This is a genomic window from Allokutzneria albata (genome assembly GCF_900103775.1).
Taxonomy (GTDB): domain Bacteria; phylum Actinomycetota; class Actinomycetes; order Mycobacteriales; family Pseudonocardiaceae; genus Allokutzneria; species Allokutzneria albata.
The window spans coordinates 3348808-3362315 of the sequence record NZ_LT629701.1 but is presented as its reverse complement, the minus strand read 5'-3'; the positions used below and the strand labels follow the sequence as shown (position 1 = coordinate 3362315).

Below are 13508 nucleotides of genomic sequence, written 5' to 3'. Positions count from 1 at the left end.
CGCGGAACCGTCGCGGTCACCAGGTTTGCGTTTATCTTTTCTAGGTAAATCCACAATCGAAAGCAACCCCGGATCGAGGAATGGCGTACAGGGGCTACGGGCCAACACTCCGCTGGCCCGACGTGATGCCATTCCGGCAGAACTCGGAGGTGCGATGTGTACGCACACAAGACCCTGGTGACCCTGGCGTCGCTGGCAGCGGCAGGACTACTGCTGACAACGCACAACGGCGCCGACGTACGGAATACCGCCCAGCAGAATCCGTTGACCGGCACAGCGATATCGGAGTCAGCCGAGCCCAGGCCTCAGCCGCCGACGACCGAGGAAGGCAACCTGGCACCTCAGCCGGACGAGCGGCTCGCGTCCCCGTGCCCGAACCGCAAGGCCAGGGCGTGCGTCGACCTTTCGACCAACCGGACCTGGCTGCTCGACAACGGCAAGGTGATCTACGGTCCGGTGCCGATCACCCACGGCCGCGCGGGTTACGCCACTCCGACCGGAACCTTCAAGGTGCAGTTCAAGAGCAGGTACCACAGGAGCCGCCTCTTCAACTACGCGCCGATGCCGTACTCGGTGTTCTTCCACCACGGTATCGCCTTTCACCAGGGCAACCTGAGGAACCTCTCGCACGGCTGCATCCGGCTGTCGGCGGAGTCCGCGCAGAAGTACTTCGCCACTCTCAAGGTCGGTGACGTGGTCCAGGTCGTTCGTTGAGCTTGATCTTGATCTCGGAACCGGTGATCCCTACCCGGGTGGTCGCCGCACCGCCGACGCTCACCCGGGTCAGGGCCTTGTCGAGGACGCGCGCGTCTGCTGTGGGCGGACGCCCGGCCAACGGCCTTGAATGCGTCACGGACGTGCGTGTGGAATGCGTTGGATTTTTGTCGGCCTGACGTTTCCGACGGAAGAACTGTAGGGATCACCACGTCACGTACCCAGAACGAACAGCTTCGCCCGCATCTCCACCTCTGCGAAGAACACATCGGCGCGTCACCACCGAGAATGACAACCTCCGCGCCGACCAGCGACATGTCGGCCAGTCCGGTCCTGTCGGTGCTCGTTGGTCGACTCAGGACACGAACTATCGTTCAGGCCGCACCCTGCACCTCTCGATGTCAAGCGAGGATGCCGCCTTGAGCAGCACACCGGATCTCGGTCCCATGCCCCAGCGCATCACGGTCGACGCGGAGCAGGTGCGCCGGTTGATCGGCGACCAGTTCCCGCAGTGGGCCGACCTCCCGGTTCAGCCCGTGGCCAAGAGCGGCTGGGACAACGTCACCTTCCACCTCGGCGACGCAATGGTGGCGCGCCTGCCGAGCGCGTCCGAGTACGCCCTGGCGGTCGACAAGGAACAGCAGTGGCTTCCGGTGCTCGCTCCCCGGCTGCCGCTACCCATCCCGGTCCCGCTGGCGAAGGGACATCCCGGCGCGGACTATCCCTTCTCGTGGTCGATCTACCAATGGCTCCACGGCGAACCTGCGAGCGCGGACCGCGTTTCCGACCCCGTCCGCTTCGCCCTCGACCTGGCCGGGTTCCTGGCAGCTCTGCAGGGCGTCGACGCCGCCGGCGGTCCCAAGCCCGGCAAGCACAACTGGTTCCGGGGCGCCACCCTGCGCACCTACGACCCGCAGGCCCAGCGCGCGCTCACGGCACTGGATGGCCACATCGACCTCGACGTGGCCCGCGAGATCTGGGAGACCGCACTGGACGCCCGCTGGGACGGAGTGGACGTCTGGTTCCACGGCGACATCGCACCGGGAAACCTCCTGCTCGAAAGCGGGGAGCTGGTGGCCGTCATCGACTTCGGGACCTGCGGTGTCGGCGACCCGTCCTGCGACATGGCCATCGCCTGGACGCTGCTGACCACCGAAGGCCGGCAGGCGTTCCGAGACCGCCTGTCCGTCGACGAGGCGACATGGGCCCGCGGGCGCGGCTGGGCCCTGTGGAAGACACTCGTCGCCTGCGCCCAGACCGTGAACCGGGCGGACGAGGAAGCCACGAACGCACGTCGCGTCCTCGACGGGATCTTCTCCGAGTACTCGACAGGCAGTCTGAAAGGCTGAAAGGTCAAGGGACTGCCACGGCGGCCTGGTCTCGGAAGAGACAGGCAAAACACACGACATGGGTCGGCAGCGAAGCCACCACTGCTTGTCTGCGCCAAGCAACAGGAACTCTGTCACGTTCCCTCTGCGGTCGGGCCGCTGGCTCGCACGAACCGGGTGCCCCATTCGCGTAGGTGCGCGGTGAATTCCGGTGGCCCGAGCACCTCGAAGTCGGCGCCGACGTTGCCCAGCGCCTGTGCCGGCCAATCCAGGCTGGCCGAGATCATGGTGAGGTGGCAGCGGTCGTCTCCGGCCGGCTCGACGGTCCCCCATTGGCCGACCACCCGCTGCACCTGGGCCTCGGGCGCGTGGACCAGGACGCGGACCGTGTGGGCAGCGGGAGCGCCGGTGCTGGTGTGCACGAAGGCAGCTGCGTCCTCGGCGGGCAGCTTGCGCGGCAGGAACCGTGCCCCGGTCGGACGGGGGTCGGTCACCCGGTCCAGGCGGAAGCTGCGCCAGTCGTGCCGGTTCAGGTCGTAGGCGACGAGGTACCAGCGTCCACCCTGCGCGACCAGCCGGTGCGGCTCGACTTCGCGTTCGGTTGGCGCGGCACCTCGTGCCGCGTAAGCGAATCGGAGACGTTCCTCGTCCCGGCATGCCTGGGCGACCGCGGTGAGGATGCCGGCCGCGACGATCGGTCCGGCTGGAGATGACGAGACGGTCATGGCTCGCAGCGCGTCGACCCGTGCGCGCAGCCTGGGCGGCAGGACCTGCACGACCTTGGTGAGCGCGCGGACGGCGGCTTCCTCGACGCCGGCGATCCCGCTCTGCGCGGCATCGCCCATGCCGACCGCGAGCGCGACCGCCTCTTCGTCGTCCAGCAACAGCGGGGGCAGGACGGCGCCCGGCGCCAGCTGGTAGCCGCCGTCGGTGCCCCGGGAGGCCTGGACGGGGTAACCCAGATCGCGCAGCCGGTCGACGTCGCGGCGCAGGGTGCGCTCGGAGACCTCGAGCCGGTCGGCCAGTTCGGGGCCCGGCCAGTGCCGATGGGTCTGCAGCAGCGACAGCAATCGCAGGGCGCGGGAGCTGGTGTTCGCCATGTCTTCATCCTGACAGGACTTCAGGACAGAAAGTGGCCGGAAGCCTGTCTAGCGTCCTCCTCGAAGACCGAAACCGACCGAGGGAGACAGAACGATGATCACCCGCGAGATCCAGCTGACCGGCCACATCACCGGCGTGCCCGGCCCGGAGCACTTCACCGTCGCCGAGACCGACGTCGACGGCGATGTTCTGGTGCGCACCGAGCAGCTGGGCCTGGCCACCACCTACCTGGAACTGATGCGCGCTGACTGCCACCTCCCGGTGCCCGCGTGGCAGCCGGGTCAGCGGGTGGGTGTGGCCGCGATCGGCACCGTCGTCCGCTCGGCCGACGACGCGCTCCGGGTGGGCGACCTGGTCCAGTCGATGACGGGTTGGAGCGAGTACTCCGCGGGCTCCGCCCGGTCCTACGTCAAACTCGACCGCGACGCGTTCCCCGACCCCGGCTACCACCTCGCCCAAGGCCCGACCGCCTTCTACGGCATGGCCGACGTCGCGGTCGTGGGCGAGGGTGACGTCGTGTTCGTGTCCGGCGCGGCAGGCGGTGTCGGTTCGCTGGCCGGGCAGATCGCCAAGCGGCTCGGCGCCGCGCGCGTGATCGGCAGCGCGGGCAGCGCGGCGAAGGTCGACTACCTGGTCAACGACCTGGGCTTCGACGCCGCGTTCGACTACCACGACGACCCCGCCGCGCGGCTGAGGGAACTGGCACCCGAGGGCATCAGCGTGTTCTTCGACGTCGTCGGCGGCGCGCAGTACGACGCCGCGCTCCAGGCGGCACGACCGGGCGCGCGGTTCGCGCTGTGCGGCTCGCTGTCCAGCCAGCTCGGCGACGCCGCCGAGCGGTTCCCGCAGCCGGACAGAGCCGAAGCGGAAGCCAGGGGCGTCGTGCTGTCGCCGTTCTCCTGCCACCACACTCCCGAGCAGGTCTCGGCCTGGCAGAAGCACTTCCGCACCTGGCTGGAAGAGGGACGGTTCGTCTACCCGCAGACTGTGGTCGAGGGCGCGATCACCGATGTGCCCAAGGCGTTTCTGGCCCTGCTCCAGGGTGCCTACCGCGGCAACGTCTCGGTGCGGTTGACGTGAGCACGTTGTCGCTTCGCATCCTGAACCGGGCCCTGCTGCAGCGGCAGTTCCTGCTGGCACGAACCGGCCACACCCCGCTGGAGGTGATCGGACGGCTGGTCGCGATGCAAGCCCAGGAGCCGAACTGGCCGTTTGTCGGTCTGTGGAGCCGGATCCGGGAGTTCGGGCACTCCGGGCTCACGACCCTGTTGGAGGCTCGGCGCGTCGTTCGATCGGGACTGTTGCGCAGTACTCAGCACCTCGCGGGGGCCGACGACTTCCGCCGGTTCCGGCCGCTGCTGCAACCGGTGCTCGATCGCACCGCGAGCACGGCCTACTTCAGCCGCACCAGCGCGGGCCTGAACACCGGCGAACTGGTGGCAGCCGGCCTGGAGTTCCTCGGCGACCAGGCGGTGCCCCGCAAGGAGCTGGCCCGGCGGCTGGCGGAGAGCTACCCGGGCCGCGACGGACGGATCCTGGCCGGCGAGGTCGAACTGCGATCCGCGTTGACCCACGATCCGGCCACTGCCGGGTGGGGCGCCTGGGGCACCCGGTCGTCCGTGTCGGTCACTGCCATCGGGGTCGGCGAGCCGGCGAACCCCAGGGAGCTGATCCGCCGGTACCTCGCGGCGTTCGGACCGGCCGGTGTCAAGGACGTGCAGGCATGGAGCGGGCTGACCCGGTTGAGCGAGATCGTCGCGAGCATGCGCGGCGAGCTGCGCCACTACCGGGATCCGCACGGCGGGGAGCTGGTCGACCTGGCCGACGCCCAGCTGCCCGACGCCGATACCCCAGCCCCTGCGCGGTTGCTGCCCGCGTTCGACAACGCCCTGCTCGGGCACGCCGACCGGACCCGGATCATCTCCGGCGAGGACCGGAAACGGATCATGCCCGGCCGGGCGCTGGTCCTGCCGACGTTCCTGATCGACGGCCGCGTGCACGGCAGCTGGTCGCTGTCCGGCGGGGAGCTGCGACTGACGCCGTTCCGGCCGCTGACGGCCGATGACCGGGCCGCCATCGAGGCAGAGGCTCAACGCCTGCTCCCGTTCGTGGCGGCGGAGAGCGTGTCCTTCTCAGCCCGGCCTTGATCGCCACGGCCTGCCTGATCGAGTCCCGTGCGACACTCTCACGCCGCGAAGCGCGTTTGCCGAGCGAAGGGATCGCCGCCGTTCACAGTCGATGTCGAGTTCGTCCTGACCTCCGCAGGCGACCTGGACCAGCTGTGCCGCCGGAACTGCCCGCCGTCCCACGATGGAGACCCGATGAACCAGCAGCAGTTCCTCCCGGCTCCCACCCCACGGCTGGCGTTCTGCCACATGACCACCGACGACCTCGACGACATGGCCGCACTCCTCGGTGATCCGGCCGTGATGCGGTACTACCCACGGCCCAAGGACCGAGACGAAGCCCTGGCATGGATCGAGTGGAACCAACGCCTCTACAGGCAGGAAGGCTTCGGGCTCTGGCTCGTCACACTCCTGCCACCGGGGAGTTCGTGGGCGAGTGCGGCCTGACACCCCAGGAGGTAGAAGGAACCATCGAGATCGAGGTCGGCTACCACGTCCGCAATGATCTCCAGGGACACGGCTACGCCACTGAAGCGGCCGCCGCCTGCCGTGACCTCGCACGCGATGTCCTCAATGCCAAGCGATTGATCGCGATCACCCACCCGGACAACACGCCTTCCCAGCGAGTTGCGGAGAAGATCGGCCTCACCCGCGAACGCGACGCACTCTCCCGCTCCGGCCAACCAGTACGCATCCACGCCACCGCCCTGTGACAACCAGCGGCCCCGACAGCGCACGAGCCGACCCGTTCGGGCGGTTTCGGTTTCCGACATCACCCACCGATGCCGTTGCGAATGCGTCATCACGGGCACGTCCCCACTTGCGTGACGTGGCAGCCAGCACGCCTGGTCCGGCGCAAGCCCCGGTTGGAAGCCGTGGGCGCGGGTAGCCAGCACACATGGCTGACCGCATCGCGGACATCTGGGGCGCGCGCACGCCGCACGCGAAGGACACGCCGTGGCCGGTCCGGGTCGACATGCACCTGGACCAGGGGCTGGCGGAGCCGGACGTGGACCGGTGGGTGCAGTCCGCGTGTGTGTTGTGCAGCAACGGTTGCGGGTGCGACATCGCGGTCAAGGACGGCCGCGTGGTCGGAATCCGCGGCCGCGCGGGTGACGTGGTCAACCACGGGCGGCTCGGGCCGAAGGGCCTGTACGGCTCCTGGCGGCGCGATGACGCGGACCGGTTGACGCGTCCGCTGGTGCGAAGGGGCGGGGTGCTGGAGGAGTCCGACTGGGACACCGCGATGGACGGCGAGGAACCCGACGTGCAGCAGCACACCTGCCAGGTGCTCGCGGAGCGCGTCAAGCGCCAGAGCGCTGCCCTCACGCCGATCGTGGAGCGCTATGGCGAGCACCGGGAGCGAGAGCCCGAACGACTGCACGCCACGGGCCTGGAGAGCACCCGCAGCGGAGCCGTCGGCCTGCTGCGCGACCTCCAGGACCTCTACACCCTGGCCAACCTCACCGACATCACCTGGACCGTCGTCGGCCAGGCCGCCCAGGGACTGCGGGACCGCGAACTGCTCGATGTCGTCAGCTCCTGCGAGAAGGACACCGATCGCCAGCTCGCCTGGCTGTGCACCCGCATCAAACAGGCGGCGCCCCAAGCGCTCATCGCGGCAGGGTGAGCGCCGAACGAGGAGGATCCCATGGCAGACAAGAAGTTCCGCAAGGGGGACGAGGTCAGCTGGTCCAGCCACGGTCAGACGGTGCACGGCGAGGTTGTCGAGAAGATCACCGAGGACACCGAGGCCGCCGGCAGGCAGGTCCGCGCCTCGGAGGAGGAACCGCAGTACCGCGTGCGCAGTGACAAGAGCGGCAAGGACGCGGTGCACAAGCCGACCGCTCTGGACGAGGACTGACGCTGGTGGCGGGGCTGCCGGGGACCTTCGGTGACGTGGGACAGGCCGGCGGCGAGCTTGTCCAGATCAGAAGGAAGGCCCTTCGGGATGACCGGATGTGAACCCGATCCGCCACGGTGCTCGTTGCGTGACGAAGCGGTGGCCACCCAGCTGGGACGCTGAGGGCTCTCTCATTTCCACGGCTTCCCCTTGCGGGTACTCCCTCGCGGGCCACCTGCTCCAAACGGGAGGGTGTGGTGTTGTTTCGCAGCACCCGTGCAATCTGCGTCACCAGCTGGGCGGTGCCCACCGTAGTACTCGGACGGCGGGGTGTCGCCCGCTTTGAGCGAGAACTGAAGTGCGATGACGTGATCTTGTCGAACCGTAGACGCTGAGCAGGGGCCGTAACCGCTTGCCGCCGGCGAGGCCGTTGCCGCGGAAGCTGCCGGGCCGGGATGTAAGCCGCGAGCGTCGCGCGTGCCGACACTGCTGAAGCCGCGTGACTGGATACGTTGACGGCATGATCGCGCTGGCCGTCGTACTCGCCCTGCTCGGAGTGGGCCTGCTCGTGCTCGCCTCACTCAACCCGCGCCGGGTGTGGCGGCGTACCGCGGCCTGGCAGTTCAGCAACCCCGACGCTGTCGAGCCCTCCGACACCGCATTCGGTTGCGGCCGCGTCTTCCAAGTCGTGGCAGGCATCGGGATGATCGGTTTCGCGGGCTTCATCGCCAGCGTAGGCTTCGCCAAGAACTCCGACATCCTGCCGCGTGTGCAGAAGGCCGCAGCCGAACTGTCCACGAAGGACGGTGGCCTGTTGTGGGAGCAGACCGGGCTCGACACGGCCGTGAACCGCGCGCTCGGCGACAACAGCGACCTCGACCAACGGCTCTCCGGAGCGCGCGCGTTCCAGGAGACGACCGTCGTCCGCTACAACGTGACGCTTGAGAAGGGGAAGCAGGCGGTGTGCCTCGTCGTGCGGCAGGGCAAGCTACTGTTCTCCAGTCCCTACGCCGGGAACGTCTACCAGCCGGAGGCTTCGGCGAAGCCCGGTGCCTGCACCCCTGAGTCGTGAACAAGCTGAGCACGTCCACTTTGGACCGCGCCGCAGCCTGCTGGTCGCAACACCACTAGGTGTACTGGCCAGAGATGTCGGGAACGCGGGTGCTTCGCCAGAACGAGTGAGTCGAGCAGGAGGCGGCTGGCTTCGGACGTCATCAGGGGCCCGGGCTGACGGATCTACAGAAGTCCCGCTCGCTGAAACTCACCCCGCATCCCTGGTGTCCACACCTCGTCCGCTGCTTCCCCTGTGTTGTTTCTGTTGGGCGTGGTACGCGCGCAGCACCTGTCGGACGAACGGAGTGATACGAATTTTGTCGAGCTCCTCGAAGGAGAAGAATTTAATTTCCTGTCCCTCTGTCAGTGTGAATTCAGTGGACGGCAGCGTGGTGCGAGTGGTGAACACCGACACCAGGTGGCGGTGGCCATCTCGGTCGATCACCGAGCAAAAGTGTTCGAAATCTCCGAACTCTTCGACCGCCGGGCCGATTTCCTCGGCCAGTTCTCGCCGTGCGGCGAGGATCGGCGACTCGCCCGTCTCCGCTGAGCCGCCGAGAATGGCCCAGTGGTTCGGGTACAAGATCTCGGGCTTGTCATCGCGCAGGTTGAGCAGGACCCGGTCGAACTCGTCCAGGACCATTGTCATGGACGCGTGTCCGTTGAATTCGCCGCGCTCTGCCTCGATGTAGTCCAATTCGGTGAGGAACTTGGCGACGTCCGGTTCGCTCATGGCGTAGCTCCTGCCTGCTTCGATGTCAATGGCTGAAATCTATCTTCGAAATTATAGATTGACAGCTTGCGGGCGTTTCCTTCGCCTCGGGATTCCTGCAGCCACGCCAATCACAGGTGTCACCGGGGCGGCGGTTCAGTCGTCCGTCTGGGAACCGGTCGAGGTTGCGGTGGGCCCAAGTCTGGGCGAGCCAGGTCTTGCCGATGCCTCCGAGCGCGGAGACCACCACGCGTGAGGGGATGGGCGCCCGACCCGCTCGGCGCCCCGGCGACCCCGTGACCAGGGGGACCCGAGGGTGCGGTCGGTCCTGGGCATGTCTTGGTCGCCCTGCGCGGTGCTCTAGGGTCAGCGGCCTTCGGGCTCGGTGTTCACCGTCCTGCCCACGATGGCGCCGATGCCGGCGAAGGCGAGCATCAGCAGGATGTTCTCTTCTTTGGCCCGGTACGCGTGCACTGCGGCGGTGATCACGGTGAGGGCCGCAGTGGCGGAGGTGACCATGACCATGAGTGCGCTCAAGCCGGCGAAGTGCGCGTCCGTCGCCTTCCACATCACCACGATCGTGGCACCTGCCAGGGCGGACAGGACGATGACTCCGAGGCCGAGCAGGGTCCGGGGCACCGGGAGGTCCGCGAACTCGTCGCGGATCGTGTAGTAGGTCTTGCCTGACTTGGACCTGCGGCGTTCGTACACGCGGAGGAATCCGACGACCCACAGCGTGCCGGTGATCGCGGTTGCCAGGAGCAGTTTGGACACGGGGCCCAGCGCTGTGAGCGTGGAGGCGTCGGGGTTCGTTCTGCGGCCCTGGTGGACTTGGATGACGGCTGCGGTCGTCTGGACCAGGGTGGCGGCGATGACGATCCACTTGATGACATCGGAGTCGGGGGACATCTGCGGATGATCTCGCGGTCGAGGCGCACGGCGCCTGGGATTGCGGGGTGCGCGGCCGTGGCAGTCCGGCTACCACCTGAACGGAGCAAGCGCGGGAAGGTTGTGAGGTGTTCGAGTGACTGTCGGCCGCCGGTATCGGCCGGGGGTCGTCTGAGCGGCGTGGTCCCCGAGCTCCACCACGAGGTGATCTTGCACAAGATCCACGCTGAAATGACGAGAGGCCGTCTCACCTCAGCGTCTAGCTGTGTGAGACGGCCTCTCGGTGACCGTCGGGATGACAGGATTTGAACCTGCGACCCCTTGCCCCCCCAGTCGTGGCGGGTCGTAGCGGCGTGCTCCGGTCGGTTTTTCGAGGTCAGCTTCCAGTGTAATCGGCCGCGTAGAGGAGTCTGTGCTGTCACTCGGGTGCGCCTGCTGAACGTCCACTATGGATGATGTCCACCGGCCCGATCAAAGAGCCGCATTCGTGATCGCCGTGCTCGCTCTGGTCACCTCGGTGGCGTCGCTCGTTTGGAACATGGCGTCGTGGGTCACGATGGGCGGAAGCGTGATGTCGGTGCAGAGCAGTCCGACCGCCAGTGTCAGTGCGACACCGGAACGGGAAATCAGATTAAGTTTGTTCTTACTCGCTTGAGTGTCAGAACTCGATGATGTCCACGCCCAGGTTGGAGATGCCGCCGCCGGCCGGCAGTTCGAGCCTCGACGGCTTGTCACGGTCGGCGGGGATGCCGTACTCCGTGTTGCACTGGACCCGGCAGTAGGTGACCGAGACCCGGTACAGCTTGTAGGTCGAGCACGTCGCCTCGGCGTAGGTGGAGCCGTCGTGCCATCCCGTGCACCCCGGCGGGGGCGACTGGATCGACATCTCGCTGGCGACGGCTGTGCCCGGTGCGCTCACGACTCCGACCGCGATCGCGGCGACGGCCAGCAGACGCGTGAATCCACGCATGGTTCTTCCTCCCGATGCATGCCGAATACGACTGATTCTGGCAGAAAGGGCACTTGTTGCGCTGTGCGTGAAATCGCTCGGTACTTGTCCTCGGGTGTGGTTGCGGCTGACATGCCCTCGCCTGGACTGGGGCGGTCTTCGTGGATTTTTTCTGCTGTCGTCGGCGCTGGGGGGAGTGGAGTCGAGACCGCTCGGCTACTCGCGGAGTCCGGCGAGGACGTCCGGCTCGTCATGCTGAGCGGCTCCGGGCCCGTGCATCCCGGCATCGAGCGGATCGGGGCCGATGCCGCTCCTTGCCCTTGCACGTCTTGAGGACGCGGCTGGTGTCGTCGTCGGGGATGACCGGGATGAGCTTCTTCGGTGGCCTGGGCCGACGGACGCGCTCCCTGGAGATCGGTCGATCTCCTGCTCGTCGAGCATCAACTACTTGAAGAACTGCTGCAGCCCTTTGTGCTTGTTCAACGCGGTGGACGCCGATCTGGTCTCGATCATCCACGCCTGGAAGGACTCGACGTGGGCCTTGGTGACCTCGGTGGGGTCCTCGGCAGCGGCGTCGGCGTCCGGATCGGGGGAGTGCTCGGCCAGATAGCGGGCGAGCTGGACGGCGGCGAGCAGGTAGTTGTAGCGGGTGGTCTCCGGGTAGTTCGCCGAGCGCAGGCTGCGGTCCCAGTCCCGCAGGAAACCCGCCCAGATGTGGGACACGTCGGCGGTGAGCTGGTCAAGATCGAGAAGCGGCATCGGAAGTCTCCGGGTCAAGTGGTCTACGAGCGGCGTGCTCGCCCTCGAAGTCCGTGCCAAGATCAAAAAAGAAGGCTCTTCACAGGTTCTGACCTGCGAAGAGCCTTCCGACCGTCGGGATGACAGGATTTGAACCTGCGACCCCTTGACCCCCAGTCAAGTGCGCTACCAAGCTGCGCCACATCCCGGTCCGTCCGCGCTCTCTCAAGCGCTGGGGAAAGATTAACGCACACCCTGATCAGGTTCCTAATCGGGGGTTGCCGAAGCTCTGACCTGCGGTGATGCTCAGGCGGGGAGCAGGGCCGCGCCGACGGCGAGCACGGCGAGGGCGAGCGTGGCGAACAGCAGGTCCACCGCGACCCGGACGCGGCGGAGCTTGATCCGGGCGACGCGGCTGAGTGCCTGCCACCGCCGCTCGCGCCACGCGGGCAGGTCGGTCTCGGAGAGCTCGAAGACGCCGGGCACCGTGGTCGGGCGGATGACCAGCATCAGGCTCACCACGGCCGCGGTCCACGGGAGCAGGGCGGTCAGGGCGAGGGCGGTCGAGGCCAGGCCGATGGCGTCGCGGCCGAGGTTGGCGATCGCCATCCCGGCGGTGACCGTGAAGGTCGCGATCAGCAGCAGGTCGCGGGCCTTGCCGTCCAGGCGCTTGAGCTCATCGCGGACGTCGGCGAGTTCCGCGCCGAGCACGTCAGGGTCGTGGGGCATCGGGGGCGCTCGCCTCCAGTTGACCGGACAGTCCGCGGGCGTTCGACCGGATGACCAGGTATGCCTTGTCGCCGGGGCGGTACCGGCGTGCAGCGTCGCCGAGGTGCACGAACAGCGGCAGCGTGTTGCCGCGTTGGTCGCGAACGACGACGAAACCGTAGCCGCGCTCGACGAAGACCCGGGTGAACTCGGCGGTGATCCGCCAGCCCTCCTGGACGAGCGCGCCCGCGACCGGGCGGCCGTTCGGCCGCAGCGGCTTGATCGGGACGAAGCGGACGATCTTGCCCCGGACGAGGTTCTCCTTGGGGGAGGCGAGGAACCGGCGGTCGACGAAGTACTCGCCGCGGTCGGTGCGCAGGAAACCCCTTCCCTTCTCCGCGCTCCACTGGTCCACCGTGCCCTGGAGGACACCGTCGGCAGTGGGCGCGGGGACGTTCTGCGAGTGCCGCAGCGTCGCGTTGCGGGCGCCGAACTCGCTCTGCGACCAGATGATCTCGTAGTAGCCGACGCGGTGGCCGAAGCCCTTCAGGCCGACCTCGCCCGCGAGGTGGTACTCGTTGGTCGGGCGGTCGAGCGCGCGGCCGATCTCCGAGCTGATCCGCGTCATGTCCGCGGCGTGGAAGGTGTTGGCGTCGATCCACACCGCGTTCGGCGCCGCCGCCGAGGACAGCCGGGAGGCCAGGTCCGCGGTGCTGCCGATGACGTCGGTGGTCTGCGCGGGAGTGCGGTACTCGACCACGTGGCCCGTGGCGATGCCGACCGTGCACTGGCAGTTCTGGATCAGCGAGGTCTCCTGCTGGAGCCTGCGCAGCTGCTCCTGCAACCGGATGCCCGCGCGGATCGCGTCGCCGCTGCCCGCGGCGTCGAACACCGCGAGCACTCCGTCCCCGAGGTACTTCACCACCTCGCCGCCCTCGTGCTGGACAGCTTCGGTGACGATGTCGAGGAACTTGCCGATCGTCGGCAGCCAGTTGACCTCGGCGGTGCGCTCCTTGAGCTTGGCCGAGTCCACGATGTCGGCGAACATGATGGTCTTGCGGGGCCGGTCACCGCTCCTCAGCGCGTCGCTGAACACCTCGAAGTACCTCACTGCGCCTCCCTGTACTCGCCTCCAGGGTGAGCGAGGAGCCCGCGGTGCGGCACGTCCCGTCCCGCACCGCAAGGAAACCGCGTCCTGCCCGAGATCTGTCCACTATGGACAGTCTGTGGTCATCCGGAGAACGGCCACGCGCTCGGGTCACCGCCGCGCACCGCGCCCAGGCCGAGGAGAAGGGCGTGGGCCTGACCGCGGACGTCGCCGGACCCCTGGCGCTGGTCGCCGACCGGG

The 13508-nt window shown here is 67.8% G+C and carries 13 protein-coding genes, 1 tRNA gene and 2 pseudogenes; 8 read left to right on the top strand and 8 right to left on the bottom strand.

Annotated features, from left to right (window positions below):
* Positions 1-156: 156 nt before the first annotated feature.
* Together BLT28_RS15200 and BLT28_RS15195 are read left to right on the top strand one after the other, a co-directional pair.
* A complete protein-coding gene (locus tag BLT28_RS15200) occupies positions 157-714 on the top strand; it encodes a L,D-transpeptidase (RefSeq protein WP_052407284.1) in 558 nt (185 codons plus the stop codon).
* Between the two features lie 446 nt (positions 715-1160).
* Positions 1161-2063, top strand: coding sequence for an aminoglycoside phosphotransferase family protein (locus tag BLT28_RS15195; RefSeq protein WP_172806561.1), 903 nt, complete (start codon positions 1161-1163; stop codon positions 2061-2063).
* A 113-nt stretch (positions 2064-2176) separates the two neighbouring features.
* On the opposite strand, the gene BLT28_RS15190 is transcribed toward BLT28_RS15195, so the two are convergent.
* Positions 2177-3142, bottom strand: coding sequence for a helix-turn-helix transcriptional regulator (locus BLT28_RS15190; RefSeq protein WP_030429438.1), 966 nt, complete (start codon positions 3140-3142; stop codon positions 2177-2179).
* A gap of 94 nt (positions 3143-3236) precedes the next feature.
* On the opposite strand from BLT28_RS15190, the gene BLT28_RS15185 reads away from it, so the two are divergent.
* The 6 genes and pseudogenes from BLT28_RS15185 (at position 3237) to BLT28_RS15160 (ending at position 8184) form a co-directional block, all read left to right on the top strand.
* Positions 3237-4223, top strand: a complete 987-nt coding sequence (locus tag BLT28_RS15185) for an MDR family NADP-dependent oxidoreductase (RefSeq protein ID WP_030429439.1) — start codon at positions 3237-3239, stop codon at positions 4221-4223.
* Positions 4220-5290 carry a winged helix DNA-binding domain-containing protein gene (locus BLT28_RS15180; protein WP_030429440.1) on the top strand — a complete coding sequence of 357 codons (1071 nt, stop codon included), beginning with the start codon at positions 4220-4222 and terminating at the stop codon, positions 5288-5290. Before BLT28_RS15185 ends, BLT28_RS15180 begins: the two co-directional genes overlap by 4 nt.
* 174 nt (positions 5291-5464) lie before the next feature.
* Positions 5465-5982 (top strand): annotated as a pseudogene (locus BLT28_RS41960) (GNAT family N-acetyltransferase).
* Between the two features lie 185 nt (positions 5983-6167).
* Positions 6168-6521 (top strand): annotated as a pseudogene (locus BLT28_RS40925) (nitrate reductase); the annotation flags it as partial.
* Positions 6522-6920: 399 nt separating this feature from the next.
* Positions 6921-7133 (top strand): hypervirulence associated TUDOR domain-containing protein, encoded by a 213-nt coding sequence (locus BLT28_RS15165; protein WP_030429442.1) that lies wholly within the window; start codon positions 6921-6923, stop codon positions 7131-7133.
* A gap of 499 nt (positions 7134-7632) precedes the next feature.
* Positions 7633-8184, top strand: a complete 552-nt coding sequence (locus BLT28_RS15160; RefSeq protein WP_030429443.1) for a hypothetical protein — start codon at positions 7633-7635, stop codon at positions 8182-8184.
* Positions 8185-8373: 189 nt separating this feature from the next.
* On the opposite strand, the gene BLT28_RS15155 is transcribed toward BLT28_RS15160, so the two are convergent.
* The 7 genes from BLT28_RS15155 to BLT28_RS15125 form a co-directional block, all read right to left on the bottom strand.
* Positions 8374-8898 (bottom strand): NUDIX domain-containing protein, encoded by a 525-nt coding sequence (locus BLT28_RS15155; RefSeq protein WP_052407285.1) that lies wholly within the window; start codon positions 8896-8898, stop codon positions 8374-8376.
* Between the two features lie 345 nt (positions 8899-9243).
* A complete protein-coding gene (locus BLT28_RS15150) occupies positions 9244-9786 on the bottom strand; it encodes a hypothetical protein (protein WP_030429445.1) in 543 nt (180 codons plus the stop codon).
* Between the two features lie 637 nt (positions 9787-10423).
* Positions 10424-10735 (bottom strand): hypothetical protein, encoded by a 312-nt coding sequence (locus tag BLT28_RS15145; RefSeq protein WP_030429446.1) that lies wholly within the window; start codon positions 10733-10735, stop codon positions 10424-10426.
* 423 nt (positions 10736-11158) lie between these two features.
* The gene (locus BLT28_RS41955; protein ID WP_231950793.1) at positions 11159-11473 is read right to left on the bottom strand and encodes a phage integrase N-terminal SAM-like domain-containing protein; all 315 of its coding nucleotides are present in this window, start codon (positions 11471-11473) and stop codon (positions 11159-11161) included.
* Positions 11474-11587: 114 nt separating this feature from the next.
* A tRNA-Pro gene (locus tag BLT28_RS15135) sits at positions 11588-11661 on the bottom strand.
* 97 nt (positions 11662-11758) lie between these two features.
* Positions 11759-12181 (bottom strand): hypothetical protein, encoded by a 423-nt coding sequence (locus tag BLT28_RS15130; protein WP_156050903.1) that lies wholly within the window; start codon positions 12179-12181, stop codon positions 11759-11761.
* Complete coding sequence (locus tag BLT28_RS15125) at positions 12165-13271, bottom strand: adenylate/guanylate cyclase domain-containing protein (protein WP_030429448.1); 1107 nt, start codon at positions 13269-13271, stop codon at positions 12165-12167. Before BLT28_RS15125 ends, BLT28_RS15130 begins: the two co-directional genes overlap by 17 nt.
* Positions 13272-13508 lie beyond the last annotated feature (237 nt).

Coding starts and splice junctions, on each gene's coding strand:
- BLT28_RS15195 (WP_172806561.1), top strand. CDS start 1,161: ATGCCCCAGCGCATCACGGTCGACGCGGAGCAGGTGCGCCGGTTGATC.
- BLT28_RS15190 (WP_030429438.1), bottom strand. CDS start 3,142: ATGGCGAACACCAGCTCCCGCGCCCTGCGATTGCTGTCGCTGCTGCAG.
- BLT28_RS15185 (WP_030429439.1), top strand. CDS start 3,237: ATGATCACCCGCGAGATCCAGCTGACCGGCCACATCACCGGCGTGCCC.
- BLT28_RS15165 (WP_030429442.1), top strand. CDS start 6,921: ATGGCAGACAAGAAGTTCCGCAAGGGGGACGAGGTCAGCTGGTCCAGC.
- BLT28_RS15160 (WP_030429443.1), top strand. CDS start 7,633: ATGATCGCGCTGGCCGTCGTACTCGCCCTGCTCGGAGTGGGCCTGCTC.
- BLT28_RS15155 (WP_052407285.1), bottom strand. CDS start 8,898: ATGAGCGAACCGGACGTCGCCAAGTTCCTCACCGAATTGGACTACATC.
- BLT28_RS15150 (WP_030429445.1), bottom strand. CDS start 9,786: ATGTCCCCCGACTCCGATGTCATCAAGTGGATCGTCATCGCCGCCACC.
- BLT28_RS15145 (WP_030429446.1), bottom strand. CDS start 10,735: ATGCGTGGATTCACGCGTCTGCTGGCCGTCGCCGCGATCGCGGTCGGA.
- BLT28_RS41955 (WP_231950793.1), bottom strand. CDS start 11,473: ATGCCGCTTCTCGATCTTGACCAGCTCACCGCCGACGTGTCCCACATC.
- BLT28_RS15130 (WP_156050903.1), bottom strand. CDS start 12,181: ATGCCCCACGACCCTGACGTGCTCGGCGCGGAACTCGCCGACGTCCGC.